The organism is Nocardia sp. NPDC004718, from assembly GCF_053601535.1.
This window is the reverse complement of the sequence record NZ_JBSGCA010000049.1, coordinates 1-25,399: the sequence shown is the minus strand read 5'-3', so window position 1 is coordinate 25,399 and position 25,399 is coordinate 1. Positions and strand designations below refer to the sequence as shown.

Annotated in this window: 23 protein-coding genes; 10 read left to right on the top strand and 13 right to left on the bottom strand. The window is 67.0% G+C overall.

Annotation, left to right across the window (positions count from 1 at the left end):
- Positions 1-225 precede the first annotated feature (225 nt).
- The 3 genes from ACWEH3_RS28740 (at position 226) to ACWEH3_RS28730 (ending at position 2,095) form a co-directional block, all read left to right on the top strand.
- Positions 226-438, top strand: a complete 213-nt coding sequence (locus ACWEH3_RS28740) for a hypothetical protein (RefSeq protein ID WP_450022389.1) — start codon at positions 226-228, stop codon at positions 436-438.
- A gap of 115 nt (positions 439-553) precedes the next feature.
- Positions 554-1,450, top strand: coding sequence for an HNH endonuclease (locus tag ACWEH3_RS28735; RefSeq protein WP_450022391.1), 897 nt, complete (start codon positions 554-556; stop codon positions 1,448-1,450).
- A gap of 15 nt (positions 1,451-1,465) precedes the next feature.
- Entirely contained in the window at positions 1,466-2,095 is a 630-nt protein-coding gene (locus ACWEH3_RS28730; RefSeq protein WP_450022393.1) for a GNAT family N-acetyltransferase, read from the top strand.
- A 46-nt stretch (positions 2,096-2,141) separates the two neighbouring features.
- On the opposite strand, the gene ACWEH3_RS28725 is transcribed toward ACWEH3_RS28730, so the two are convergent.
- The gene (locus ACWEH3_RS28725; RefSeq protein WP_450022394.1) at positions 2,142-2,492 is read right to left on the bottom strand and encodes a DUF6463 family protein; all 351 of its coding nucleotides are present in this window, start codon (positions 2,490-2,492) and stop codon (positions 2,142-2,144) included.
- 30 nt (positions 2,493-2,522) lie between these two features.
- On the opposite strand from ACWEH3_RS28725, the gene ACWEH3_RS28720 reads away from it, so the two are divergent.
- Entirely contained in the window at positions 2,523-3,146 is a 624-nt protein-coding gene (locus ACWEH3_RS28720; RefSeq protein ID WP_450022395.1) for a TetR/AcrR family transcriptional regulator, read from the top strand.
- 105 nt (positions 3,147-3,251) lie between these two features.
- Here ACWEH3_RS28720 and ACWEH3_RS28715 read toward each other — a convergent pair whose 3' ends face one another.
- From ACWEH3_RS28715 to ACWEH3_RS28700, 4 genes are all read right to left on the bottom strand, one after another.
- Positions 3,252-4,667 (bottom strand): vWA domain-containing protein, encoded by a 1,416-nt coding sequence (locus ACWEH3_RS28715; RefSeq protein WP_450022396.1) that lies wholly within the window; start codon positions 4,665-4,667, stop codon positions 3,252-3,254.
- Between the two features lie 75 nt (positions 4,668-4,742).
- Positions 4,743-5,627, bottom strand: a complete 885-nt coding sequence (locus tag ACWEH3_RS28710; RefSeq protein WP_450022397.1) for an AAA family ATPase — start codon at positions 5,625-5,627, stop codon at positions 4,743-4,745.
- A 31-nt stretch (positions 5,628-5,658) separates the two neighbouring features.
- Positions 5,659-6,633: an acyl-CoA thioesterase gene (locus ACWEH3_RS28705; RefSeq protein WP_452358418.1), complete on the bottom strand. Its 975-nt coding sequence runs from the start codon at positions 6,631-6,633 to the stop codon at positions 5,659-5,661.
- 248 nt (positions 6,634-6,881) lie between these two features.
- A complete protein-coding gene (locus ACWEH3_RS28700; protein ID WP_450022400.1) occupies positions 6,882-7,346 on the bottom strand; it encodes a nitroreductase family deazaflavin-dependent oxidoreductase in 465 nt (154 codons plus the stop codon).
- 97 nt (positions 7,347-7,443) lie between these two features.
- Between ACWEH3_RS28700 and ACWEH3_RS28695 the strand changes: the two genes are divergently transcribed.
- Complete coding sequence (locus tag ACWEH3_RS28695; protein WP_450022402.1) at positions 7,444-8,058, top strand: TetR/AcrR family transcriptional regulator; 615 nt, start codon at positions 7,444-7,446, stop codon at positions 8,056-8,058.
- A gap of 715 nt (positions 8,059-8,773) precedes the next feature.
- Here ACWEH3_RS28695 and ilvC read toward each other — a convergent pair.
- The 3 genes from ilvC to ACWEH3_RS28680 form a co-directional block, all read right to left on the bottom strand.
- Positions 8,774-9,775 carry a ketol-acid reductoisomerase gene (gene ilvC / locus ACWEH3_RS28690; RefSeq protein WP_174372187.1) on the bottom strand — a complete coding sequence of 334 codons (1,002 nt, stop codon included), beginning with the start codon at positions 9,773-9,775 and terminating at the stop codon, positions 8,774-8,776.
- 226 nt (positions 9,776-10,001) lie between these two features.
- Entirely contained in the window at positions 10,002-10,505 is a 504-nt protein-coding gene (ilvN, locus tag ACWEH3_RS28685) for an acetolactate synthase small subunit (protein WP_039799659.1), read from the bottom strand.
- Complete coding sequence (locus ACWEH3_RS28680; protein ID WP_450022407.1) at positions 10,502-12,436, bottom strand: acetolactate synthase large subunit; 1,935 nt, start codon at positions 12,434-12,436, stop codon at positions 10,502-10,504. The genes ilvN and ACWEH3_RS28680 overlap by 4 nt, the downstream gene beginning before the upstream one ends.
- Positions 12,437-12,862: 426 nt before the next feature.
- Here ACWEH3_RS28680 and ACWEH3_RS28675 point away from each other — a divergent pair, with 426 nt between their 5' ends.
- Positions 12,863-13,372, top strand: coding sequence for a PH domain-containing protein (locus ACWEH3_RS28675; protein WP_450022409.1), 510 nt, complete (start codon positions 12,863-12,865; stop codon positions 13,370-13,372).
- Positions 13,373-13,709: 337 nt separating this feature from the next.
- The gene (gene ilvD / locus ACWEH3_RS28670) at positions 13,710-15,551 is read left to right on the top strand and encodes a dihydroxy-acid dehydratase (protein WP_450022411.1); all 1,842 of its coding nucleotides are present in this window, start codon (positions 13,710-13,712) and stop codon (positions 15,549-15,551) included.
- A gap of 490 nt (positions 15,552-16,041) precedes the next feature.
- On the opposite strand, the gene ACWEH3_RS28665 is transcribed toward ilvD, so the two are convergent.
- Entirely contained in the window at positions 16,042-16,278 is a 237-nt protein-coding gene (locus ACWEH3_RS28665) for a hypothetical protein (protein ID WP_450022413.1), read from the bottom strand.
- 102 nt (positions 16,279-16,380) lie between these two features.
- On the opposite strand from ACWEH3_RS28665, the gene ACWEH3_RS28660 reads away from it, so the two are divergent.
- Both ACWEH3_RS28660 and ACWEH3_RS28655 read left to right on the top strand, forming a co-directional pair.
- Positions 16,381-17,736: an MFS transporter gene (locus ACWEH3_RS28660; protein WP_450022415.1), complete on the top strand. Its 1,356-nt coding sequence runs from the start codon at positions 16,381-16,383 to the stop codon at positions 17,734-17,736.
- 277 nt (positions 17,737-18,013) lie between these two features.
- The gene (locus tag ACWEH3_RS28655; RefSeq protein WP_450022417.1) at positions 18,014-18,988 is read left to right on the top strand and encodes a CSLREA domain-containing protein; all 975 of its coding nucleotides are present in this window, start codon (positions 18,014-18,016) and stop codon (positions 18,986-18,988) included.
- A 251-nt stretch (positions 18,989-19,239) separates the two neighbouring features.
- On the opposite strand, the gene ACWEH3_RS28650 is transcribed toward ACWEH3_RS28655, so the two are convergent.
- The 4 genes from ACWEH3_RS28650 to ACWEH3_RS28635 all read right to left on the bottom strand — a co-directional run bounded on the left by ACWEH3_RS28650 (position 19,240) and on the right by ACWEH3_RS28635 (position 24,036).
- Complete coding sequence (locus ACWEH3_RS28650) at positions 19,240-20,769, bottom strand: long-chain-fatty-acid--CoA ligase (RefSeq protein WP_450022418.1); 1,530 nt, start codon at positions 20,767-20,769, stop codon at positions 19,240-19,242.
- A 201-nt stretch (positions 20,770-20,970) separates the two neighbouring features.
- Complete coding sequence (locus ACWEH3_RS28645; protein ID WP_450022420.1) at positions 20,971-21,651, bottom strand: TetR/AcrR family transcriptional regulator; 681 nt, start codon at positions 21,649-21,651, stop codon at positions 20,971-20,973.
- Between the two features lie 204 nt (positions 21,652-21,855).
- On the bottom strand, positions 21,856-22,566 hold the full coding sequence (locus ACWEH3_RS28640) for a hypothetical protein (RefSeq protein WP_450022426.1): 711 nt from the start codon (positions 22,564-22,566) through the stop codon (positions 21,856-21,858).
- A 588-nt stretch (positions 22,567-23,154) separates the two neighbouring features.
- The gene (locus tag ACWEH3_RS28635; RefSeq protein ID WP_450022422.1) at positions 23,155-24,036 is read right to left on the bottom strand and encodes a DoxX family protein; all 882 of its coding nucleotides are present in this window, start codon (positions 24,034-24,036) and stop codon (positions 23,155-23,157) included.
- Between the two features lie 119 nt (positions 24,037-24,155).
- Here ACWEH3_RS28635 and ACWEH3_RS28630 point away from each other — a divergent pair, with 119 nt between their 5' ends.
- Complete coding sequence (locus ACWEH3_RS28630) at positions 24,156-25,262, top strand: PQQ-dependent sugar dehydrogenase (protein ID WP_450022424.1); 1,107 nt, start codon at positions 24,156-24,158, stop codon at positions 25,260-25,262.
- The last annotated feature ends 137 nt before the right edge of the window (positions 25,263-25,399 follow it).

The following is a 25,399-nucleotide window of genomic DNA, read 5'->3' as shown; positions in this document are numbered from 1 at the left end:
TCGGCGCCCAAATCGCACTCCCGTCGCCCGCCGACCGCCATGGATTTCGAGTGTGGGTGAACCCGCCACGTGACACTTACCGACCGTCAGGGCTGGCTGTAATCGAAGCCATCCGGGCATGTGCCCTGCCTCGTCGACGTCGAGCGCGATAGGCGAGAAGAAGCAACGATGACATGGGACCGACTGACTATCGGCAGCTGGGTCAGCACGTATGAAGGCTGCCCCGTGAGAACCGTTGTCGATGAGCACCGTGATTACGTAACTTTCGTGTTCGGCACTTCGGGCAACGAATTTGAGCTGATGCTCGACCGCGTCACACTGGCCGAGGTGGTCCAGCTCGGCTCGAGAGCACTGACTGAACCGTTTCCGCTCAGACGTGATCCAAAGACCACACCCACGGATGGACTTGAAGGCTCGACCGTGTCAGCCTTGCCATGAGCACATCGGTGACTGTATAGATCCCGTCCTTCTCGAAGGCCGACTGCACGAGGCACTCTGGCACAGGGGACCTCGTAAGGCAGTCGATCTGGGGTGACCATGGCACACTCCATACATGGAGAGCGAGGTGGAGCGCGAGCTGCGCCAGATGATCTTCGATCACCTGGCGCGACGAGTCGAGGAGCAGGGTTCGCTGACTCGCGAGGAGCTGACCGAGTTCGAGGTCGGCACCGAGACCTATCGGCTCATCGACCGCAACAAGGGAATCTGGAATCCTTCGCAATTCGCCGCAACCTTGTCGATTCTCTCGAAACCCGACAGCCCATACGACGATGAGGTAGTTGGCGATTCTCTCTATGCCTACGCGTATCGAGACGGCAACATCCGGGGCGACAACACCAAGTTGAGGCGCGCGTACGAGTTAGCACTACCCATCATCCTTTTGCGATGGATCAAGATCGGTTCAGCGATCCGGTACGTCCCTGTGTTTCCTGTCTACGTCGTAGCGGACGACCAGCCGAGTAAGCGGTTCATCCTCGCGCTGGACGAGAGTCTGCGAGAAGTCAGCGATCCGTTGCATCTCAAACCGATCGAGCGCGCCTACGTCCAACGTGTGACGAAGCAACGACTACACCAGCCGGAGTTCCGGGGCCGGGTTCTGCTGGCCTACGACAACCGCTGTGCGATGTGCAAGGTACGTCACGCGCAATTGCTGGATGCCGCCCATATCATCGGAGACGGCAAGGAGCACGGTACGGCCGATGTCGACAATGGCCTGAGTCTTTGCAAGATCCACCACGCCGCCTACGACAGCAATCTGATTGGCATCTCTCCCGGGTACGAAATTCAGGTCGGCGCACAGCTGATGCGGGACCCGGACAAGGGTCCGATGCTGCGTTACGGGCTACAAGCAATGGACGGTCAGCCACTTGCACTACCGCAACGGCGGAAGGACTGGCCATCGGCGGAGCGACTCGAGGAACGGTTCGCCGAATTCAAGGAAGCTAGCTGACCAAGGCAGTCAAAAATGACCTTTGAGCACTCCCCGTCGATGGTTGACGTCTACTTTCAGCGCTACACCGCCGCGCAGGCCCGCGAACTACGCGACGAAGTCGAAGTCATCTTCCGAGACTCGTACGTTGACGCAATCGAGTCCGGCGAGGAGTTCGAATCGCCCGAAGCGTTCATGCACCGTTTCGACGCCTACACCGACCCCGACCGCGCCGGTGCGTTCGAGCTGGTGATCGCCCGCCTCAACGGCGAACTCTGTGGCCAGGCGTGGGGTTGGCCGCTCACTGCCAAGACCGCATGGTGGGACGGACTGAAACTCGATGAAGGCGACCACGCAACCTTCACCGTCGAGAACGGCTCTCGCACATTTGCATTCAGCGAGATCATGGTGCGCAAGCAGTTCACGGGGAAGGGTATTGCGCGCGCCCTGCACGATGAACTGCTCAAGGGTCGGCCCGAACCGCGCGCTACCTTGCTGGTCCGCCCGGATAACCACCGGGCGTATGACAACTATCGACGCTGGGGGTGGCATCGCGTCGGCACGCTTCGCCCGGATTGGCCCGATGCTCCGCGATTCGACGTTTTGATGCGCGATCTTCAGCAGACCGTTGGGGTGCAGTGCCGCAACGACACTCGGCTGGGTTAGTGCTGGAAGATCTGAGTTGGACCAAGTTGTGCGGGCTGGGTCCGGCTTACCCTGCCGGGATCGCGACGAGCCGGCGGTGGCGTATCCATCCGCGGACGCCCATGGCCAGCGGTATCAGAACGGTGAGAAACCCTGACACCGGCTCGAATACCAGGCCGAACGCGGTGAGCACGGCGATCGCGGTGAGGATCGGCGCTGGTGCGTAGCCGCGGGTTCGTTCCGTCTCGATCACGGCGACGCCGAAGCCGACGGCGGCGACGCCGAAGGCGGTGAACCAGAAGGCGAGTTCGGTCTGCTCTCGACCGGTCGCCCAGATGACAACGCCCAGCGCGGTATGTGCCGATCCGATGAATGTGAGCAGACTGCCCGTGATCGGAAACGTAGTTTTTGAATCCATATTCTGAAACCCTGCCTTAGGCTGTCCCCCATGGCAAGACCCCGGCGCTTCACCGATGACCAGATCCTCGACGCCGCGCGCGATTTGCTTGCCGATCCGGCGACGACCAGACCGACCATCGCCGCGATCAGTGCTGCCTCCGGCGTCCCCACCGGATCGATCTACGTGCGCTTCGCTTCCCGCGAAGAGTTGCTCGCCCGGCTGTGGCTCCGCTCGATCCAGCGCTTCCAGGTCGGATTCGTCGCCGCGCTGTCGGGAGCCGACCCGCTGCTCGCCGCCGCGATGCACCTGCCGCGATACTGCCGCGAGCATCCCACCGAAGCTCGTGCGATGAAGATGTTCCGACGTGAGGAACTGCTCGAAGTGGGTTCCGCCGAGTTGCGCGCCGACATCGCAGCGGTCAACGACGGAATGAACGACGCGCTGCGCGCCGCCGTCGCGGCGGAATGCGGCGACGCCGACGAGCATCACATGGCGATCGCGTTGGCTGCGGTCAAGGCGATTCCCTATGGGCTTGTGCGCGAGTACATCGCGAACGCGGTGCCCATTCCGGACTGGGTCGACGACGTGACCGCCACCGCGACGGCCGCCGTTGTCCGCGAGTTGCGCCCAACGGGCATTCGAGTGGGCTTTCGCGGCGCTGGTAGTAGCTGAGCCTCGCCTGCCGTATTCGTCCTCCCGATCTACCAGCGCCTTGCCCTACGTTCGAACGCCGTACTTCAGATCACATCCGGATGAGGCTCTGACAGCGGAGCCGAGTCACGCAGGCAGCAACCGTGCGACGACTTCGCTCAACTGCTTGACGTTCCGGCACTCGTGCATCGTCACGCACTCGGCGTACACGTGGGCTGCGGAATCCCCGGTCGACCATGACCGAGACGGTTCGGGATTCAGCCAGTAGGTGTGCTTCGCCCGGTCGGCAATCGTCTGCACCGCAGAGAGATTCGGGTCCGTGCGGTTGGTGCGCCCGTCACCGAGGATGAGGACGGACGTACGCGGACCGAGGGCGTCGGCGTAGTTGTCGAGGAATCCTTGGAACGCTTCGCCGTAGTTCGAACTGCCGAAGCGGGCGACCTTGGTGGAGCGGATGATTCGGGCGGCGGTGCCGGGGGTCGGGGGTTCGCCGGGGGTGAAGAAGTGGGTGATCTCATCGCAGGTGTCGACGAAGCCGAAGCTGCGGACCTTGCTGAACTGGTCTTGCAGAGCCTGGATCAGCTGAAGGGTGAATTCGGCGAAGCCGGTGACCGAGCCGGAGATGTCGGCGAGGACGACGAGGTCGGGGCGGCCGCGTTTGCGGGCGCGCAGGACCGGGTCGATGGGGACACCTCCGGTGGCCATGGAGCGGCGCAGGGTGCGGCGGAGGTCGATCTGGCCGCGCACGGCTTTGCGGCGGCGGACGGCGAGGCGGGTGGCGAGTTTGCGGGCCAAAGGGTGGACCAAGCGACGCATTTCGGCGAGGTCCTGTTCGCGGGCGCCGAGGAAATCGATCTGGTCGGTGCTGGATTCGACGCCGCGGCGGGCGATGTATTCGGTGCCGCGCAGCTGTGCGGAGCGCAGGCGGGCCTCGGTTTGGACGGCGGTGCGGAAGGCGGCGAGGCGGCGGTTGGCCTCGATGGTGTGGACGGTGGTGTCGAGCTGGGAGGCGCCGTTCATGCCGGTGACGATGCGCTCGATGAGTTCTTCCGGGCGTAGGGCTTTCATGGTCAGGTAGGAGGACCAGCCTGCGCCCGACGCCGTGGTGACCGGCGCGGAGGATTGCCCGGTGCCCGCGCCGCCGTAGCCGCCGAGTTCGGTCAGCGCCTGGCGGGCAAGCTCGGCGACCGAGTCCGAATCATCCTGTGCCAGTGCGGCCACGAGCCGATCTCGCAGCGCTTCGATGGATTCGGGCGTCGACGGATCGACGGGCTGCGGCTGCTGGGCGGTTAGGAAATACAGGTCGAAGAGTTGATCGAACACGGCGCGTTGACCATTGCGGCGCAGCAGGCAGGCGGCCATGCCGGAGCGCAAGCGATTGCGATCATCGATTCCGAGGGCGATCATCGCCTCGGCCGCGTCGATGGTCTCGCTCGGTCCAGCGTTGATGCCGTGGTCACGCAGCAGCCCGACGAATTCGACGAGCCGATCGGTCATCGATCCGGTACCCATCTCAACGGCGCGGCTTTCAGCGATGCTCATGACGCCCCTGCCCCGCAGTGGTCGCGATTACCGGCCTCGGCCGATAGGCGGTCAGCGGTCGGACGGAACCCCATCTCACCGCCCTCCTTGCTCGGTATCCATATCGAGTCCGAGCCGCTCGATCGCCAGGCGGTGATCCGATTGGTATTTCAACAGCACGCCGAGGGTCGAGCGGACGACACCGCCGGATAGATTGCGCGCACCCAGAGCGACCAGTGTCTTCGCCCAATCGACGGTTTCGGCGATCGACGGCGCTTTGCGCAACGAGAGCTGGCGCAACGCACCGACCACGCGGACCACCGGCTCTCCCAGCGCCTCGTCCAGCTCCGGAACCTTCATCCGCACGATCGCTCGCTCCAATTCGGCGGTCGGGTAATCGATGTGCAGATACAGGCAGCGCCGCTTGAGCGCTTCGGACAGCTCGCGGTTGGCATTGGAGGTCACGATCACGAACGGCTTGCGCACCGCGGTGACGGTGCCGAGCTCCGGGATGCTCACCTGGTAGTCGCCGAGTACCTCGAGCAACAGGCCTTCCAACTCCACATCGGCCTTGTCGAGTTCATCGATGAGCAGCACCGTGGAGCGCGGGTTACGGATGGCGGCCAGTAGCGGGCGCGCGAGGAGGAACTCTTCGGTGAAGACATGGTCGCGGGTACTGTCCCAGCCTTCGTCGTCCGAGGCGGTGATGCGCAGCAGCTGCTTGGCGTGGTTCCACTCGTAGAGCGCGCGGGCCTCGTCGATGCCCTCGTAGCACTGCAACCGCACCAGGTCGGACGTGGTCGCGGCGGCGACGGCCTTGGCCAGCTCGGTCTTGCCGACGCCCGCCGGGCCCTCGATCAGCAGGGGCTTGCCGAGGTGGCCCGCGAGGAACACGGCGGTGGCGATATCGAGGGACGGGAGGTACCCGGCCTCGGCGAGACGCCCGGTCACCTCGTCCACCGACGCGAAGAACTTACTCATCGGTAACCAGTCTAGACCGGGCGCTTCGGCCTCAGCTCGGCGCAGGTACGCGGAAATGACTCGGCTCGGCGTCGGACGGCACGGCGCTCGCCACAGTGAACGGCTCGACCAGCGAGCGCAGTTCGATGAGGTGCCGGGCGTGCGCGTCCAGCGCGCGATCCTCCTCGGAGACCGGCTCCCACTGCGGCACGGGACGCGCCTTGCCCTCGCCGTCCAGCGCGACTACCACGGCGAGACCGTGCGCGGCGAGCGCGGGTTCGTCGGAGTGTGCGTCGGTGGAGGTCACGTGCACGCTGACGTGCATGCTGCGCGGGCCGGTGTGGATCAGCCGCGCGGTGACCTCGACGACATGGCCGATGACGATCGGCCGATAGAAGCGGATGCCGCCGAAGTACGAAGTGATGACCCGCTGCCCGGCCCAGTCCGCACCGCAGACGTAGGCCGCCTCGTCGATCCACCGCATCGTGCGGCCGCCGTGCACCTTGCCGCCCCAGTTGATGTCCGACGGCGCGGCCAGGAATCGCAGCGTGGCGCTCGGCGCGGCGCCCGCCGACGTGTACCGCTGCGCGGCCATCGCCTCCTCGATCAGCTTGCGCACCGAGATCCGGGCGCGCGCCTGGCGGTGCCGCTGCAACTCCAGCAGCGTGGCCGGATTCCATTGCGGCACTTCCACGGTGCGCCGGTCGTCGTCCACGGCGACGAAGATCGTCAGGCATTGCGCCGACTGCACCGGCTGCACCCGGGTGGGATCGGTCGAATAGACGGTGACCAGGATGTGCATGCTGGTGCGCCCGGTGTGGACCAGATTCGCGTGTAATTCGACCAGCTCGCCGACCGCGATCGGCCGGTCGAGATGGATATTGCCGACGTAGGCGGTGACGCAGTAGCGGCCGCTCCACTGGGCCGCCGCCGCGTAGGCGACCTTGTCGATCCATTCCAGGAGTTTGCCGCCGTCGACCGATCCGACGATGCCCGCGTCGTCGGGCTTCACGAGAAATCGGTGGATCGCCTCGGGTCGGCGGCCGGCCGAGGTCGGGATGGTCACGGTGCGGTCGAGTTTTATCGAGTGGGCCACGGTGCGGAATCCGTTCGGACAGGGAATCTCCGGATGTACATTTCTCCGACCTCGTTGTCCGGGAGAACCCTAGGCCCCAGCCGCCGTACGAGCGAGTAACCAGACGGTCGCTACACCGCGCGGCGGCGGGAGAGCGATCCGGACGGCGCGAAACGGACCCGGCGACGACCCGGCCCGCCTCAGACCGGGCTCAGACGAACGATCACATACCCGTTCGCCATGACTCGCCGCAGATTGTCGCGATCGACCGTCCCGTCCGGCTCCAGTTCGATACCCGCGTAGCGCCCGTGGATCGGATTCGCCGACACCACCACCGGAGCAAGCGCGGCGAGCCGGGCCTCGTCGGCGATCACTTCGGCTCTGGCACGAATCTCGCTGCCGCGCAGCCGGACACGCACGGCTTCACCGTCGTGGAGATTGCGATGCCATCGGGCCGTCGTGCCGACGAGCAGCGCTCCGTCATGGTCGGCGTATCCGACCGGATTGGTGTACTCGCGACCCGATTTCCGCCCGAGCACCGTGACCAGCAGCAACCTGCCGCTGAGCACCCGATGCAGCGGAGACCGGAGCAACGACCTGACGACCGCGTCCCCGGTGCGCTGGATACGCGATGGGGACGGTCGCACCGAAGCCTGGCTGGACATATCGGTTACCTCCAAGATATTTACTGAGTATCTACTCAGAAAATACGACCTCGTCGGGCATACTGCAAGGGGTGACGAACGAACGATCGGAGGATTCGTGACGGCATCCGGCCGGGTCGAAGGACGCCGCCGTGGGCGTCCCTCGACGGGCGTCCGCGACGCGGTGATCGCCGCCGCGGAGCGAATCCTTGCCGAGGAGGGTGTGGCGCGGCTGTCCACAAAAGGGGTCGCCGACCGCGCCGGTGTCGCCGAGTCGAGCATCTTCTATCACTTCCGCGACCGGACCGGGCTGTTGCAGGCGGTGGTCCAACGACACCTGCGACCGGTCAAGGACGTCCTCGGCGACGTCGACGCGCACCGAGACCTGCGGGCCGATCTCGTCGCCCTGATGGAGGCGCTGGAAGATTTCTTCGTCGCCACGATCCCCGTCGCCGCCGCGATCCAATCCGACGCCGAACTACGCGCGCGCTACCTCGACCGCGCCCAGGAGGCGGACATCGGTCCGCACCGCGCGGTGGACGCGATGCAGGCGCGGCTCGCGGCCGCGCAGCCCTCCGCCTCGAGCGCCGTAAATCTGCGCGCGGCAGCGCTTCTGCTGGTGGGCGCGGCGCATCAGCGCGCGCTGCAACGCCACCTGAGCCCAGCGAGCGCGTTCACGTCACTGCCGTCGCCGGTCGACATCGTGGACACGGTGCTGCCACTCTTCGGTTGATCCCGGGGTGCGGCGATAGGGGAACTCCCTAATACCGCGGTTCGATTTGCCCCGCAGGGGAGAAAACACCCGTGACCTTCGGCGGCGAGTGCGCAAGAGTGTAGCTATGCAGTCGCTGTCCCGTCGGTAAGCGCGACCGCGAAGCAGTGACCGTAGATCCAAGATCTGTCTGCGGGGGTGGGCCGTGGGCGGACCCCGCAACGGGGGGATGGCGGGCGGAGACGCTCGCCGCAGAGTGAAAGGATTTACGTTGTTCTCGTCAATCAGCGCACGCCGTATCTTTCGTGTGGCCGTCGCCGGTGCGATCGCCGCGATTCCGTTGACCGCGCTGGCGATGCCCGCCTCCGCCACCCCGAGCACACCCGGGGTCACTCCCGCTTACAGCCAGTGCGCCTTCGGCCCGTTCCAGGACTGGAGTTGCAACAACAACCTCTTGGTCGATAAACCCCACTACGGCGCACCACCCTATGGCCGCGGTCCTGGCTGGGGCGAGGGCGGTGGCTGGGGCGGCGGAGGCTGGAACCAGGGCTGGGGCGGCGGAGGCTGGAACCAAGGCTGGGGCGGAGGTTGGAACCAAGGCTGGGGCCAGGGCGGGGGCTGGGGCCAGGGCTTCCCGGGCACAGGCTCGTTCGGCAGCAGTTAGAAACTCCGCGAAAGACGCCGGTGGCCCGCTCCGAAACTCCGGAGCGGGCCACCGCGCGAATCGGCCTGGAGATCAGGCGGTCTCGGTGATCGGGCGATCGACCCAGCTCATCAGGCCGCGCAGCTTGGCGCCGGTGACCTCGATCGGGTGCTCGGCGTTCTTCTTGCGCAGCGCCTCGAGCTCCTTGTTGCCGCCCTCGACGTTGGCGACCAGACGCTTGACGAAGCTGCCGTCCTGGATGTCCTTGAGGATGTCCTGCATGCGCTTCTTGGTGTCGGCGTCGATGACCCGCGGGCCCGACAGGTAGCCACCGAACTCGGCGGTGTCGGAGACCGAGTAGTTCATCCGCGCGATGCCGCCCTCGTACATCAGGTCGACGATCAGCTTCAGCTCGTGCAGCACCTCGAAGTAGGCCATCTCCGGCGCGTAACCGGCCTCGACCATGACCTCGAAACCGGTCTTCACCAGTTCCTCGGTGCCGCCGCACAGCACGGCCTGCTCACCGAACAGGTCGGTCTCGGTCTCTTCCTTGAAGGTGGTCTTGATGACGCCCGCGCGGGTGCCGCCGATGCCCTTGGCGTAGGACAGCGCCAGCGCCTGGCCCTCGCCCTTCGGGTCCTGGTCGATCGCGATCAGCGCGGGAACGCCCTTGCCGTCGACGAACTGACGACGCACCAGGTGGCCCGGGCCCTTCGGGGCGACCATGCCGATGGTGACGTTCGCCGGCGGCTTGATCAGGCCGAAGTGGATGTTGAGGCCGTGGCCGAAGAACAGCGCGTCGCCGTCCTTCAGGTTCGGCTCGATGTCGTTGGTGAAGATCGACGCCTGCGCGGTGTCGGGCGCGAGCACCATGATGACGTCCGCCCACTCCGAGACCTCGGCAGGCGTGCCGACGGTCAGGCCCGCCTCCTCGGCCTTCGGACGCGACTTCGACCCCTCGGCCAGACCGACGCGGACCTCGACGCCCGAGTCGCGCAGGCTCAGCGAGTGCGCGTGCCCCTGGCTGCCGTAGCCGATGACAGCGACCTTGCGGCCCTGGATGATCGACAGGTCGGCATCGTCGTCGTAGAACATCTCGACTGCCACTATGGTTCCTTCCGGGATCATCCCCGCGCGAGGCGGGGCACACCGGCTTGCGCCGGTGCGGATTTACGTTGTTCTGGATCGGATCACCCCCGCAGCCGCGGGAGGGGATCATTCCCGCCTGAGCGGGGAGGCGGCACGCCAACCGTCGATCGCAGAAAGACTAGCGTGTGGCCGCCGCTGGGCGGTCGGCCCCATCGGTGTGCCGCTCGTCAGCTCATCGGGTGGCGGTGATGGACTTCGGTCCACGCCCCACCGCGACGACACCGGACTGCACGATCTCCCGGATGCCGTACGGTTCGAGCATCCGCAGCAGCGCGTCGAGCTTGGACCGGGTTCCGGTCGCCTCGACGGTGAGCGCGTCCGGCGACACGTCGATGACCTTCGCGCGGAACAGCCCCACGGCCTCGATCACCTGGGTCCGCACGCTGGCGTCGGCGCGCACCTTCACCAGGATCAGTTCGCGGGCCACCGAGCTGTCGGAATCCTGCTCCACGATCTTGATGACGTTCACCAGCTTGTTGAGCTGCTTGGTGACCTGCTCCAGCGGCAGGTCTTCGACGGTGACGACGATGGTCATGCGCGAGATCTCGGGGAGCTCGGTGCCACCGACCGCCAGCGACTCGATGTTGAAGCCGCGGCGGGAGAACAGCGCCGCGACCCGTGCCAGCACGCCCGGTTTGTCCTCGACGAGAACGCTGAGGGTATGCGTGGTACTCATCCGTTGTTCACCTTGTTCTGATCGTGCGACATCGCCGTGTGGATGACCGCGGGCTCGGAGGCCTGCTCGTCGTCGTCGAACAGCGGGCGGATGCCGCGAGCGGCCATGATCTCGTCGTTGCTGGTGCCCGCGGCGACCATCGGCCACACCTGGGCGTCCTTGCCGACGATGAAGTCGATCACCACGGGACGGTCGTTGATGGACTGCGCCTCGCGGATCGCGGCCTCCACGTCCTCCTCGCGCTCCACCCGGATGCCGTGGCAGCCGAGGGCTTCGGCGAGCTTCACGAAGTCGGGGATGCGCAAGGTGTGCGTGCCCAGGTCGGTGTTGGAGTAACGCTCCTGGTAGAACAGCGTCTGCCACTGGCGCACCATGCCGAGGTTGCCGTTGTTGATCAGCGCGACCTTGATCGGGACGCCCTCGACGGCGCAGGTGGCCAGCTCCTGGTTGGTCATCTGGAAGCAGCCGTCACCGTCGACCGCCCACACCTCTTTGTCCGGCGCGCCCATCTTGGCGCCCATGGCCGCCGGGACGGCGTAGCCCATGGTGCCGAGGCCGCCGGAGTTCAGCCAGGTGCGCGGCTTCTCGTACTTGATGAACTGGGCGGCCCACATCTGGTGCTGGCCGACGCCCGCGCAGTAGATCGCGTCGGGTCCGGCCAGGCGGCCGAGCGCCTCGATGACGAACTCCGGCGACAGCGAGCCGTCCGCGGGCGGGGTCCAGCCCAGCGGGTAGGCGTCGCGCACGCCGTCGAGGTAGGTCCACCAGTCGGTCAGCGCCAGCGGCAGCGCGGCACCCGCGGACGGGTCGGCCTTCAGGGTCTCGATCAGCTCGATGATCACCTCGCGGCAGTCGCCCACGATCGGGACGTCGGCGTGCCGGTTCTTGCCGATCTCGGCCGGGTCGATGTCGGCGTGGATGACCTTGGCGCCGGGGGCGAAGGAGTCCAGCTGACCGGTGACGCGGTCGTCGAACCGCGCGCCCAGGGTGATCAGCAGATCCGACCGCTGCAACGCGGCGACCGCGCCCACGGTGCCGTGCATGCCGGGCATGCCCATGTTCAGGCGGTGGCTGTCGGGGAACGCGCCGCGCGCCATCAGCGTGGTGACCACGGGGATGCCGGTGAGCTCGGCCAGTTGCAGCAGCTCGGCCGAGGCGTCGGCCTTGATCACGCCGCCGCCGACGTAGAGCACGGGAGCCTTGGCTTCCATGATCATCCGCGCGGCCTCGCGCACCTGCTTGCCGTGCGGCTTGGTGACCGGACGGTAGCCGGGCAGCCGCATCTCCGGCGGCCAGGTGAAGGTGGTCTGCGCCTGCAGCACGTCCTTCGGGATGTCGACCAGCACGGCGCCGGGACGGCCCGAGGCGGCGAGGTAGAACGCTTCCGCGATGATGCGCGGGATGTCGATGCCCTCGGTGATCAGGAAGTTGTGCTTGGTGATCGGCATGGTGATGCCGGAGATATCGGCTTCCTGGAACGCGTCGGTGCCGATCAGGCCGCGGCCGACCTGGCCGGTGATGGCCACGATCGGGACGGAGTCCATCTGCGCGTCGGCGATCGGGGTGACCAGGTTGGTCGCGCCGGGGCCGGATGTGGCCATACACACACCGACCTTGCCGGTCGCCTGGGCGTAACCGGTGGCGGCGTGACCCGCGCCCTGCTCGTGGCGGACGAGCACGTGGCGCACCTTGGTGGAATCGAAAAGCGGGTCGTAGACGGGAAGGATCGCGCCGCCCGGAATGCCGAATACGGTGTCGACGCCGAGCTCCTCGAGCGACCGGATGACCGACTGCGCGCCGGTGACCCGCTCGGGCGGGAGCTGGCGGCGGTTGGCCGCGGACGTCGCGTTGGCAGCGGGCGTGGCCTGCTGATTCGCCGAAGGCGCTGGCCTACGGGCCGAAGGCCCGGGCCGTGCGGTAGGTGCGCTCACCGTCTTCGTTCCTTACTGGTTGTGGTTCCGACCCCGGATGTTGTGCCAGCGGTGTCTTGCGCTTCGCCATGCCGGACATTAGTCCGAACATAAAAAAGCCCCCGACAGCCCAGGGCTGATCGAGGGTGGCGCGTCGCAACGCGAGCTGACGTATTCGACTCAGTGTGTCAGGCTCAACGCTGGACGCGCCGGCCGATTACGAGCAACTCGTTTCGATTCACGCGCACGACGTTAAGCGGGTGTGAACCGAAGAGTCAAACAGATGACCCCGTGTGTCCCATTATGTGGGAGAGTGCGGTTGCTTGTGTCCGTTCATCAGGATGCGAGGATGGTGGTGTGTCATCACCGCATCAGTCCGTGCCACCGCCTGAATCGTCCCACACGCCCGCGGGAACAACGGATACGGGTGGCGCCTCGGACGCCCATGTGATCCGCATCCCACGGCTGGCGTTCCTGGGCGTGTTCATCCTGCTGATGTGCGTGTTCTTCCCCTTCGTCGGCTGGCCCGCCGGACTGTGGTGGCTGCTGCTCATCCCCGTCGCGGTGCTGGCTTGGGTGCTGCGGACGCAGACCGGCGTCTCCGACGCGGGGCTGGATCTGCGGACGCTGTTCGGCTCCCGCCACCTCGACTGGACACAGGTGAAGGGTGTGCGAATCCCGAAGCGTGGATACGTGCGCGCCGACCTGACCGACGGCAGCGAAGTGAAGTTGCCCGCGGTGAGTTATGACCGGCTTCGCGATCTGGCCGCTTTCTCCGGCGGACGGATTCCGGACCCGTTCGCGGAGCCGAGGGAACCCGCGACGGGAGAATCCCCCGCCGAACCCGCGGACGCGAGTGGCGGAACCTCGAACACCGAGGGCGATCCGGCGACCAATGGGTTGGCGAAGTCCGGCGGGAACGCCGAAGAAGACACGCGACGCGACAGCGCGACGTAGCGAGCTCGGTCACACCGGCCGACTCTCCAACTGCCCGGCTCGAGCGCCATCGCGCCGAAGCGGAACATTCGCCGCCGTTGGGAGGTTGCGGTCGAGTGATGGGATGATTTCCCCGGAGCACTGATCCTCCTCGTCCCCACCCCCGACGTTCCGGTACCTCCGGCGTCACCGTCGTCGCCCGCGACACCACGCACCGGCGACACACCCGAACCGGCCGACCGCGATGAGACGCCGCACCACCCGGCAGGTGGGCACGCCCACCGGGAGTAACGTGGTGCTCCGCCGAGCACGCTCTGCGCCGTCGCACGTCAGCCCCCGCGACCCGAGGACCATCGAAATGCCACCGCTTCGTTCACGAACCACGACCATCGGCCGCAATGCCGCAGGCGCACGCGCACTCTGGCGCGCCACCGGCATGACCGACACCGACTTCGGCAAGCCGATCGTCGCCATCGCGAACTCCTACACCCAGTTCGTCCCCGGCCATGTGCATCTGAAGAACGTCGGCGAGATCGTGGCCGACGCGGTGCGCGCCGCCGGTGGCGTCCCGCGCGAATTCCACACCATCGCCGTCGACGACGGCATCGCCATGGGCCACGGCGGCATGCTCTACTCGCTGCCCTCGCGCGAGATCATCGCCGACTCCGTCGAGTACATGGTGAACGCGCACACCGCCGACGCGCTGGTCTGCATCTCCAACTGCGACAAGATCACCCCGGGCATGCTCAATGCGGCCATGCGGCTGAACATTCCGGCGGTGTTCGTCTCCGGCGGGCCGATGGAAGCGGGCAAGGCCGTCGTCGTCGGCGGGGTCGCGCAGGCGCCGACCGACCTGATCACCGCGATCTCCGCGAGCGCGAATCAGGCGGTGTCGGAGGAGGGTCTGTCCGAGGTCGAGCGCTCCGCGTGCCCGACCTGCGGTTCCTGCTCGGGCATGTTCACCGCGAACTCGATGAACTGCCTCACCGAGGCACTGGGTCTCGCGCTGCCCGGCAACGGCTCCACCCTCGCCACGCACGCCGCGCGCCGGGCGCTGTTCGAGCGAGCGGGCACCGTGGTGGTGGACATCGCCAACCGCTGGTACCGCGAGGACGACGCGTCCGTGCTGCCGCGCAACGTCGCCGACGCCAAGGCTTTCCGCAACGCGATGGCGCTGGACGTGGCGATGGGTGGTTCGACCAACACCGTGCTGCACACGCTCGCCGCCGCGCAGGAAGGCGAGGTCGACTTCGATCTGCACACCATCGAGGAGATCAGCCGCCGGGTGCCAACGCTGTCGAAGGTGTCGCCCAACTCCGACTACCACATGGAGGACGTGCACCGCGCAGGCGGCATCCCCGCGATCCTCGGCGAGCTGCGCCGGGCGGGCCTGCTGGAGACCGACGTCACCACGGTGCACACCGCGAGCCTCGACGAATGGCTCGACACCTGGGACATCCGCTCCGGCAAGGCCTCTCAGGAAGCCATCGAACTCTTCCACGCCGCCCCGGGCGGGGTGCGCACCACCGAGCCGTTCTCCACCGACAACCGCTGGTCGTCGCTGGACACCGACGCCGAGGGCGGCTGCATCCGCGACCTCGAGCACGCCTATACCAAGGAAGGCGGCCTGGTCGTGCTGCGCGGCAACATCGCGCCCGACGGCGCGGTGCTCAAGACCGCGGGCATCGACGAGGAGCTGTTCTCCTTCCAGGGCCCCGCGGTGGTGGTGGACTCGCAGGAGGAGGCCGTGTCGGTCATCCTCGGCAAGAAGATCGAGCCGGGCGACGTGATCGTGGTCCGCTACGAAGGGCCCGCGGGCGGCCCCGGCATGCAGGAGATGCTGCACCCGACCGCCTTCCTGAAAGGCTCTGGCCTCGGCAAGGAGTGCGCGCTGATCACCGACGGCCGCTTCTCCGGCGGCACTTCGGGCCTGTCGATCGGGCACATCTCCCCCGAGGCGGCCAGCGGCGGTGTCATCGGCCTGATCGAGAACGGCGACCAGATCCGCATCGACGTGACCAGCCGCACGCTCGAGGTCCTCGTCGACGATGCGGTGCTCGCCGAGCGCCGCGCGAAGATGGAAGCCTCCGAACGGCCGTGGCAGCCGGTCAACCGCGATCGTCCGGTGACGACCGCGCTGCGGGCGTACGCCGCGATGGCGACCTCAGCCGACAAGGGCGCTGTCCGCCACGTGCCCTAGGCTTCCGGCCTCTCCGGGTCTCTCGGCCGTACCGGTTCGGTGCAGTACGACTTGGTCGCAGGTCCTACGTCAGCTGCCGCAACAGTTTTGGGCGTATGCACTGACACACGCGATCCGAGCCCACGGCCGACGTCCAGACCGACCAGCAACCTCGCCGGCTCGCCCGGCGAGGTCTTGCGCCCGTGTTCGAGCAGCATATGTGCGACTTCATGAGCGACCACGTGCCGCTCCATCAGCGGATCCGATGACGGGCGATACAGCACCACGTCGTCAGCCTCACGGGCCAGCGACAACCCGCACGACCCGATGAGCGCATTCTCTGGCAATGTCCTGCGCGCGCGGATCCGCTCCACCGAGGTGACGAGTCCGCTACGCTCCACCCCGTTCCCAGCTGCAAAGTGCCAGCGAGCGACTCCGGTCGCGACGCCTCGATGGCCGCCGTCGAAGCCGCGCAGACAGCGCCGCAAGCCCGACGCCGTCGAACCCCACGTCAGGTCTGGTCGATGCCATGCTGGCGAGCGCAGGGCTGATTGCCGCGACACCAGCGGCGCCCATGCACACCGTCTCCCGTCCAGCCATCGCGATCACCGCCGTCCCCGAGGCTGGTGACGAGGTCGGTGCCGCGGTGCCGGGCGGCGGCTGCAAACCCTACGCCGCCGGAATACCCCGCCTGAGCTGCGTATTGGTCGAGCCACGGACCGGCCCTGCCGGAGTTCGTGCCGAACATCTCGCGGAACCTATTGAATCTGACGTCAACTTTAAGTAGCGTTGCCGACCACTGACGGTGACCCGCGTCACATCAGGTTCGTTTCTCACCCTGGAGATAGATATGACTCCGAATTCGGATTCCGGCAGCCCGGATCAGAAGAAATTACGGCGCCTCATGGCCGCTGCCCTGGTGGGCAGTTCGATCGAATGGTACGACTTCTTTATCTACGGAACAGCCGCTGCCTTGGTCTTCGGCAAGCTGTTCTTTCCCCATGCGTCGCCGCTGATGGGCACCTTGCTGGCCTTCAGCACCTTCTGGGCGGGCTTCATCGCCCGGCCACTGGGCGGACTGATCTTCGGGCACATCGGCGACACCTTCGGCCGCAAGCCTGCACTGGTCTCGTGCCTGGTCCTGGTCGCCGCATCCACCTGCGCGATCGGCCTGCTGCCCACCTCCAAGTCGATCGGCGTGGCCGCGCCGATTCTGCTGGTGGCATTGCGGTTCCTCCAGGGCATCGCCGTGGGAGGCCAGTGGGGCGGGGTCACCCTGCTGCTCACCGAAACCACCAAGCCGAACCGCAAAGGCCAAGCGGGCACCTTCGGCCAGATGGGCGTGCCCTTGGGCCTGCTACTGGGCACCGGCGCGTTCCTTCTGGTCAGCGCATACGTCAAGGGTGCCGACTTTCTGAGCTGGGGTTGGCGTATCCCGTTCCTGGCCAGCGCCGCGCTGTTCCCGGTGGTGCTGTTCATCCAGCTCCGCATCGAGGACTCCCCTGAGTTCCGCCGGCTGCAGACCAAAGCCGCCGCGGCCACGACCGCGGTCGCGCAGGCCCCGATTCTGGAAGTACTGCGCACGCGCTCGAAGCGGGTCCTGCTCGGCGCCGGCCTGCTGTTCGGAACAAACGCCATCTTCTACATCAGTGTCGCCGGTGTGCTCGATTACGGTGTGCGCGAACTCGGCCTGGCCCGCAACAGCCTGCTGGCCGTCTCCCTGCTCGCCTCGGCCATCGGAGTGCCCATCATCTATCTCGCCGGCTCACTGTCCGACCGTGTGGGTCGCCGCCCATTGATATTGATCGGGGCAGCGCTCATGGCGCTGTGGGCATTCCCCTTCTTCTGGCTGGTGGGTAGCGGCTCACTCACGGCGATCATGATCGCAACCACTGTCGGCAGCGGCCTCGGCTCCGGGCTGGTGTACGGCCCGTTGGCGGCGTATCTCGCGGAACTGTTCGAGCCCCGAATCCGCTACTCCGGCATAACGCTCGCCTACCAGCTGGCCGCCATCCTGGTCAGTGGTGGCACGCCCTTCCTCATGACCGCGCTGCTGGCGGCAACCGGTTCGACAGCGTCGGTCTCCGCCTTCCTCATGGTCATGGCGCTGTGCACGCTCGGCTGCGCATGGGCACTGCCGGAAACCGTGTCGGCCGAGCAGCCCGCGACGGCCGGCGGGAACGCCTCCGTCTCCGTTCCGTCCTGATCAGCATCGTCTGATCAATCTGGGTAACTGCCAACAGGATTCACGTAAACGCCAGCACTGGGCGTTGGCCTGCTGCATAGTTGTAAACGCTCGCGTACCTGACTTATACGCGAGCGTTTACAACTTCAGGTTCATGATTGGATCAAAGACCCTCATGAGGACGAGAACATCTGCTGCGGCGGTCGGCGCTGCCGCCATCACAGCCCTGGCCGTCGGAACCGCATGCGGATTCCCCGGAACGGCCCACGCCGATAGCGCGCCCGGTGGGGATACGCCAGTGGTGATCACGGTCGACACCACTGCGGACGAAACCGCGGCCGATCCCGGAAGCGGATCGTGCCGCACGGCTTCTGGTACCTGCACCCTGCGCGCCGCGGTGCAGGTGGCCAATGCCCGTCCGGGCAGCACGATCGTGGTGCCGGCCGGCCGCTATGTTTTGGCGATACCGCCCGACCCGCAGAAAGTGCAGGGCCGCAACGCCGATCCGACCACGGGAGACCTGAACCTCACCGCGCCGACGGTGCTGCGTGGCGCGGGCCGTGACCGGACGGTGCTGGACGCCAACGGGATCGACAGGGTGCTCAGTATCGCCTCGCCCGTAACGGTGGCGGGGTTGACCGTCACGGGCGGAGTCACCGCCCAACACGAGATTCCGTTCTACGACACCGGCGGAGGCGGCATCGCCAATTCGTCGAGCCTCGTCCTCGATGACGTGGTGGTCCGGGGTAACAGCGCCGGGTACGGCGGCGGCATCTTCAACGTGCCTGGATCGGACTTGCACACCACGAACACGATCATCACCGGCAATACCTCCGGCGAGGCCGGCGGTGTGCGGTGCGACAACACCTGCACCTTCACCGACTCCACGATCTCCGACAACCACGTGATCAATCCCGGAAAGTGGTATCGCCCTGGGGGATTCGCCGGGCGCGGCGGCGGTGTCGATGTGCGAGGCCGGGGTGTGGTGACTTTCGATCGCGCGACAGTCAGCGGAAACACTGCCTCGGATGGTGGCGGCGGTATCAATGTGGCGCCGGCCTACCTCGATACCCTCCCGCGCCAGCTGACCGATCGGGTCGACGCCCCGGTGGGCACCGTCATCGTGCGGAACTCCACCATCAGGGCGAACACCTCCGGTATCGCATCGGCCAACTGCGCGACGGCGTTCGCGCGGATCGTCTCCGAGGGCGGCAACACCAGCGACGACGCTTCCTGCGAGCTCACCGGGGCAGGCGACAGAGTCGTGTCCTAGTCGGTCACACCGGACAACAGCCGCTGACGCTGGGACCCCGTCACCAGATCACGAGCGAGGCTGTGCGGCCCGTGCGGTCGGTTCCAGCAACTTTCTGCGTCCCACCCACATCTTCATACCAGGGTGCGCGCACGGGCTCGGCACCGACTTCACGAGCCGGGTGGCGCAGGGACGACAGGCCTATCCTGCCGACACCTGCGTCACACCCATCAAGGCGCGGGATATCTCGACGGCGGCCGCCGCCGCCCGGCTCACCGATGGGCAACCGCTCCCCTGTCCGCCGGATCGTTCAGGCCTGGCAGCGACTTCCAGTCGATCGCCCGCTTCAGGATCTTTCCGGTCGCGCCCTTCGGCAACTGGTCCACGAACGCGAACAGGTGCGGAACCTTGTATGCCGACAGCTGCTCCTTGGCCCAACTCCGCAGTTCATCCGGTGTCGGCTCCGCTCCGGGCGCCAGGGCGATCACCGCGGCGACCTCCTCGCCGTAGTGCTCGTCGGGCACACCGATCACCGCCGCTTCGACGATATCGGGGTGCCCGTACAACACTTCCTCGACTTCACGGGGATAGACGTTGTAGCCGCCCCGGATGATCATGTCCTTGGCCCGGTCGATGATGTAGACATAGCCGTCGTCATCGACCTTGCCGAGATCCCCGGTGGCGAGCCAGCCGTCGCGCAGGTCGGATGCGGTGGCCTCCGGCCGGTTCCAGTATCCCCGCATGATCGTCGGACCGGACAGGTACAACTCGCCTACCTCACCGGGAGCGAGTACCGCGCCCGAGGCGTCCCGGACTTCGATTCGCATGCCGGGCAACGGAAGACCCACAGAACCCACCCTCGGGTCCTTCCCGACGGGGTTGAACGTCGCTATTCCCGACGATTCGGTAAGCCCATAGCCTTCCATGATCTCGCAGCCGAAGCGGGCGCGAAAAGCTCGGATGACCTCCCCCGGGAGTGAGGCACCGCCCGACGAAGCCATCCGCAGACTCCCGAACTGCTCGGGCCCGAAGTCCCCTCCGGCGTGCAGCATCGCGTTCCACATCGTCGGGACACCCGACATCAGGGTGATCTCGTCCGCGCGCACCATCTCGAGCATGCGGCCGGGATCGAACCGCGACAGCAGCGACAGCGACGCACCCAGGTGCAGAGCGGTATTCATGACGACCGACTGTCCGAATACGTGGAACAGCGGCAGCGCGGTGCCCATCCGCTCCTCGCTCGTCACCCCGAGGTAGTCGATCAAGATCGTCGACGCGGCGTGCAGGTTGGCGATCGTGAGCTCTACACCCTTCGGCTTCCCCGTGGTACCGGAGGTATACAGCAGAACCGCGACATCATCCGGGGCGAGATCGACGGGTTCGGACAGCGGCTCCGTCCGATCACGCTGTGCGCCCGGCTCGAGCACCCAGAGCGGGAGTCCGCGCTCCCGCGTGGCCGTCTCGGCCGATGTTGTCGCCTCGTGCCACGCGATCACCAGGCGTGCCGTGGAATCGTCGACGACGTAACCGATTTCAGCTCCGGTCGCCATCGTATTCATGGTGATGACGATGGCGCCGACGAGGTGCGCACCCATGTAGGCGACAACGAATTCGGGGACGCTCGGGGCCACCAGCAGTACGCGGTCGCGACTGTCGATCCCGGCGGCACGCAGTGCACCGGCGAAGGCCGCCACCGAGTCCTTCAGCCGGCCGTAGCTCCATTCCTCGCCCTGCGCCCTGATCGCGATCGCCTCGGGCCGATCAAGCGCGTTCTTCCACATCGGACCGGCGACGTTGACCATCCGAATCCTCCTTCTGGCCTAGCGGGTAATCCCCCTCACACCGTAATTAAACTTGGCGTCAAGTTCAATAACTGGCAAAAGGGAAATCTGCGACAACCGCATCGGCAAGGAAACCGCGTGATGCGACCGGAACAGCCGCTGACGGCGGCACCGGGACTGCGCCGGCATTTCCGGTGACGACGCGGTCCCCGGCCAGTTCACTCAGCTCGCGGCCTCGTCGATTTTCAACGCGTTGGCCCACAGGCGGGTGGCCGTTCGAACGAGGTCGTCCAGCGAGGTTTCCTCTTCGAGGGCGAACGCGTAGTACGCCATCCGGCCGACCATGCCGGACAGCGCCCGTGCGGCGGTCTGGGGATCGAGTTCACGGTCGGCCAAGCCCCGTTCCTGTAAATCCCTGATGGACCGCGCATTGCGGGCGGCGAAGGCGCGGGCGCGGCGGCGGCGCATTTCGCGGAACTTCGGGTCGATCGCGGCCACCTGATCGAGGATCAGCATCAATTTCGCGTTTCGCTTGTACGCCTCGAAGTAGGCACGGTTACTCGCCTCGATGACCGCTACCGGAGAGGCCTCGTCCGTACTCAGACGCGGCATTCCCGGATGCAGCATCTCGTGCTGCGATGCTTCGAGCACCGCCTGCAGAATCTCTTCCTTGCTCGAGAAATAGGTATAGAAGCTACCCGTGGAGCATTTCGCCTCGGCCGTGATATCCGACAATCGCGCGTCGAGGTAGCCGTCCCGCTCGAATACCACTCGGGCCGCGGCCACCAGCGCTGCCCGCCTGCGCAAGCCGCGGGCCGTAAGAGGAGGCTCCCGCAGGGCAGAGGTATCGGCAAGCGAGGGGATCTCCGCCGCTGCCGCTTCGTCGTCGACCGTCCTGGCCATCGTTCACCCTCCCTGCTCTGCGCTGGACTCTCGAAGGAATCGTCGCACACCCGTTGTCGGTCCGCGCTCGGCTCCGACCTCCCGGGATGGCCCGATGGGCGCGGTCCGCACTCCAGCCGAGGTTCGGCAGCTTCGTGGCGGCGAAGTCTGTCATGAAAGCCCAGACCCTGCCCAGCCGGGGGAACCGGCTGGGCAGGGTCGGCATCACTTCGCCGGGGCTGGGGCCGGGGCCGGCATCGGCTGGTTGATCGTCGTGAAGTACTGGACTGCCGCCATGATCGCGACCGGAGCGGTGACGAGAATCTGGCCTGCCAACGTCCCCAGCGCGCCGAGGGCCATGATTCCGCCCAGACATCCGATGGCGGCTGCGGGAATGAAGGCTCCGAACAAGCCGATAATCGCCGCGGAAGCGACGGTCGCCCCGGCGATCCCGCCCAGCACGCAACCGACCGCCGCGCCGCCGATGCCGCCGACGGCGGTACCGATCGTCGCGCCCATGAGGATCGTGGAGGACAGTCGCGCCCAAGCGGCTTGTTCCCGGTCGTACTGGGTCTTCCAGGGAGCCTGGTCTTCGTAGGGCAGCGCCACCGGCTTGTAGGCGGCGTGCTCGAGGTCGAACTGCGGCGTCAAGGTAGCAGTGCGGTCGCGGATTTCGGCGGCGATCGGGAAGACGAAATCATCGACCCGGAAAGACAATTCCGAACCCGCCACCACAGCACCGCCGGGAGCCTTGATCTTCAGCACCCCCTCTTCGACGGCAATCGAGCCGGCCGCGAGATCGATCACCGATGACCGCTCTCCGACCGATACCTTGTAACCGACCGCCGCGGCATCGGCCGGTGCCGCCGATACCGTTCCGGCGGTTATGCCGAGCGTCGAGACGAGCAGCGACGCTGCCGCAATCGTTTTCCTCATCTTTTTCCTTCTTCTTTGTGCCTCGAACCAGACGTTCGAGAGACTGCGAACACGCACGGGTGCGATTCGATTCGGTTTCGCCGACGAAACCACCCGGCCGGGATAGGCCAGTGCCATCTGGGGACCACCGCGGCACCCCAGTCGTGTCCGATGAACACGGCATCCTCCTCGCGAAGCGGCCTGCCCGGGACCAGAAGCCTGCGAGACAGATCGTTCACAGTCAGGAGTGGGGCCATGCAGTTCCCTCGATCGTCGTGTTTCGGATCTAGGCTTCGACTTCGGCGGGCCGAATGTGAAACTGAACTCAACATCAAATTGTGACCTACGTCAAGTCTTGATCCGAAATCGACGTCATTCACGGTCCTGCCGGAACGGCGGAACTCCCGGCGGCGCCGGTGTCGGCTGTCGCTCTACCCGCAGGGCTCACAGTGGGCTTCGACGACCTTGTCGGGGGCGGCCCCGGCCGGTGGGCCGGGATCACGGCGAAGGTCGGGGTCGTCGTTCTCTCGCGCTGCGGCTGCTGAAGGCGGCAAACGACGAAGGCCCCCTCGTCCGGTTACGACGAAGGGGCCTTCGGTTCGTCTGGATTCAGTCGAAGGGGCCGATGCCCGTCAGTGGGTTGCCGCCGTGCAGGTACCAGTACGCGCCGACCGCGGCCGCCACAGCGAGAAGCAGGATGACGAAGGAGCCGGAGGCGGGGCGGATCGCCCAGCCTCGGTTGCGGTCGAAGGACAGGCGACCGGGGCCGGTCAGGATGATGACGGCCGAGACGCCCGCGAGGACGCTCTCGTATTCCACCGCTCCCGGACCGGCTTTGTACTGGAACCCGGGGGCCATGCCCTGCTTCCAGGCCCAGGCGTCCAGGATGACCGCGAGCACCGCACCGGCCGCCAGCGGAGTCAGCAGGCCGAGGATCAGCAGGGCACCGCCGCCGACCTCGCCCGCTGTGACCAGGAGGGCGGACACGCTCGGGTGGTCCCAGCCGCCGCGCTCCATCATGTCGCGGGTGCCGTCCAGGCCGGGGCCGTGGAACCAGCCGGTCAGCTTCTGCAGGCCGTGGTAGAGGAAAGTGGCGCCGACGACCAAGCGGAGCAGCAACAATCCGAGATCGAGCGTGCCGCGGCGGACCTCGCCGTTGCGGCGACGTAGACGCGCGGTGTCGCTCGGCGGGGCCGGGGCGGGTGGGATGCTCGCGTAGTCGTAGGTGGGCGCCGCTGTCGCGCCCGCAGCGGTTCTGTTCGCGCCGGTGGCGGGGACCTCGGGCTCGAGCCCGAGTTCTTCCTCGGTGCGGGGGACGTCCTTGGACAGCTGCGGCCGCTGGGCCGTATCCACCCGCTCGAACTGCTCGGTCGGCGAATCGTACGGGCTGGTCACTCCCCGACCGGTGGACGACACCGCCGCCTGCTCGGCCGTGGAAGGAGCGGCGTTCCCGGCCTTGGATTCGGGCGTGTCTTTCGGCTTGTCGGTCACGGCCAATACCCTATGCCGCACCGCACCAGGGCGGGCAAGTACAGCGCGGCGTGTCAGTGCGCGCGCGACACCCCCACCCGGAAGGGCGCGGGCGACGGAATTTCCGTAACGTCTGGGCTATGAGTTTGGTTGTCGTGGGCCGCGTCGCGGCGAGCCTGGCGCTCGGCTCCGTCCTGCTGGTCGGATGCGCCCGGTTCGACGATTCGGCGTCCAGTCCGTTCACCCCGGAACCGACCCTGCACGGAGCCAACATCGACCCGAAGAAGCCGAGCCAGCCGCCCACCTCGACCACCCGGCCGAGCGGCCCGTGCATCGATCCCGACCCCGCGGTGGTGGCCACCTGCCTGGACACCACCGGCGGCTTGGTCGCGCTCCCCGACGGCGCGCTGGTCGCCGAGCGCAGGACCGGGCGGATCCTGAAGGTGGTGCCCGACCAGCCGCCGGTCGAGATCGCCCGGCTGGACGTGGACGGCTCCGGCGACGGCGGCCTCAGCGACATCGCGCTGTCCCCGACCTACAACGAAGACGGCCTGATGTACGCGTACATCACCACCGGCAGTGACAACCGGGTGGTCCGCATCGCCGAAGGCGGCTCACCGAAGGACGTGCTCACCGGAATCCCCAAGGGCTCCAGCGGAAATCACGGCGCGATCGAATTCGCCGCGTCCGACCAGATGCTCGTGCTGACCGGCGACGCGGGCAACCCCGGCGCGGCCGCCTCGGCCGGTTCCCTCGCGGGCAAGCTGCTGCGCGTCAACTCCCCGGTACCCGGCCGCACACTCACGCCGGAAGTCGCCGTCTCGGGCATCGGGACCGCCGGGGACGTGTGCCGGGACAGCAAGGACAGCATCTGGATCACCGACCGCACCGCCGCCGAGGACCGGCTGCAACGACTCGGCGGCGACGGCGTGGTCACCACCATGTGGACCTGGCCGGACCGGCCTGGCGTCGCCGGGTGCGCCGCCGCCTCGGACGGTGTCGCGATCTCGATGACCCGCGCGAAGGCCCTCGCCATCGCCGCCGCCGACCCGACCACACACGCGGTCACCGCGACGCCGACGCTGACCGCGCAGGACAAGTACGGACAACTCGGCGGCGCGGCGGTCGGCGCCGACGGCACCATCTGGGTGACCACGGTGAACAAGACCGACGGCCAACCGGGACCGTTCGACGACCGCGTCGTCCGCATCCCGCCGCCCCAGGCCGGAGGCGGCGGACCGGACTGAATCTTCTGCCGCGCGGGCGCGGCGGGTGCTGTGTTGATCTTCCAGCGCCTGCGGCGCTGGGTGTTCGCAGCCCTCTTATGGCTCGCGTCCGAGCGACCGCCGCTGGCGACTTCGCCGCGGACGCGGCGGCCGCTCGG

Bases quoted from the DNA above. Each gene is read 5' to 3' on its own strand.
- ACWEH3_RS28735 (WP_450022391.1), top strand. From the start codon at position 554: ATGGAGAGCGAGGTGGAGCGCGAGCTGCGCCAGATGATCTTCGATCAC.
- ACWEH3_RS28730 (WP_450022393.1), top strand. From the start codon at position 1,466: ATGACCTTTGAGCACTCCCCGTCGATGGTTGACGTCTACTTTCAGCGC.
- ACWEH3_RS28725 (WP_450022394.1), bottom strand. From the start codon at position 2,492: ATGGATTCAAAAACTACGTTTCCGATCACGGGCAGTCTGCTCACATTC.
- ACWEH3_RS28720 (WP_450022395.1), top strand. From the start codon at position 2,523: ATGGCAAGACCCCGGCGCTTCACCGATGACCAGATCCTCGACGCCGCG.
- ACWEH3_RS28715 (WP_450022396.1), bottom strand. From the start codon at position 4,667: ATGAGCATCGCTGAAAGCCGCGCCGTTGAGATGGGTACCGGATCGATG.
- ACWEH3_RS28710 (WP_450022397.1), bottom strand. From the start codon at position 5,627: ATGAGTAAGTTCTTCGCGTCGGTGGACGAGGTGACCGGGCGTCTCGCC.
- ACWEH3_RS28700 (WP_450022400.1), bottom strand. From the start codon at position 7,346: ATGTCCAGCCAGGCTTCGGTGCGACCGTCCCCATCGCGTATCCAGCGC.
- ilvC (WP_174372187.1), bottom strand. From the start codon at position 9,775: ATGTTCTACGACGACGATGCCGACCTGTCGATCATCCAGGGCCGCAAG.
- ilvN (WP_039799659.1), bottom strand. From the start codon at position 10,505: ATGAGTACCACGCATACCCTCAGCGTTCTCGTCGAGGACAAACCGGGC.
- ilvD (WP_450022411.1), top strand. From the start codon at position 13,710: ATGCCACCGCTTCGTTCACGAACCACGACCATCGGCCGCAATGCCGCA.
- ACWEH3_RS28665 (WP_450022413.1), bottom strand. From the start codon at position 16,278: ATGTTCGGCACGAACTCCGGCAGGGCCGGTCCGTGGCTCGACCAATAC.
- ACWEH3_RS28660 (WP_450022415.1), top strand. From the start codon at position 16,381: ATGACTCCGAATTCGGATTCCGGCAGCCCGGATCAGAAGAAATTACGG.
- ACWEH3_RS28650 (WP_450022418.1), bottom strand. From the start codon at position 20,769: ATGGTCAACGTCGCCGGTCCGATGTGGAAGAACGCGCTTGATCGGCCC.
- ACWEH3_RS28645 (WP_450022420.1), bottom strand. From the start codon at position 21,651: ATGGCCAGGACGGTCGACGACGAAGCGGCAGCGGCGGAGATCCCCTCG.
- ACWEH3_RS28640 (WP_450022426.1), bottom strand. From the start codon at position 22,566: ATGAGGAAAACGATTGCGGCAGCGTCGCTGCTCGTCTCGACGCTCGGC.
- ACWEH3_RS28630 (WP_450022424.1), top strand. From the start codon at position 24,156: ATGAGTTTGGTTGTCGTGGGCCGCGTCGCGGCGAGCCTGGCGCTCGGC.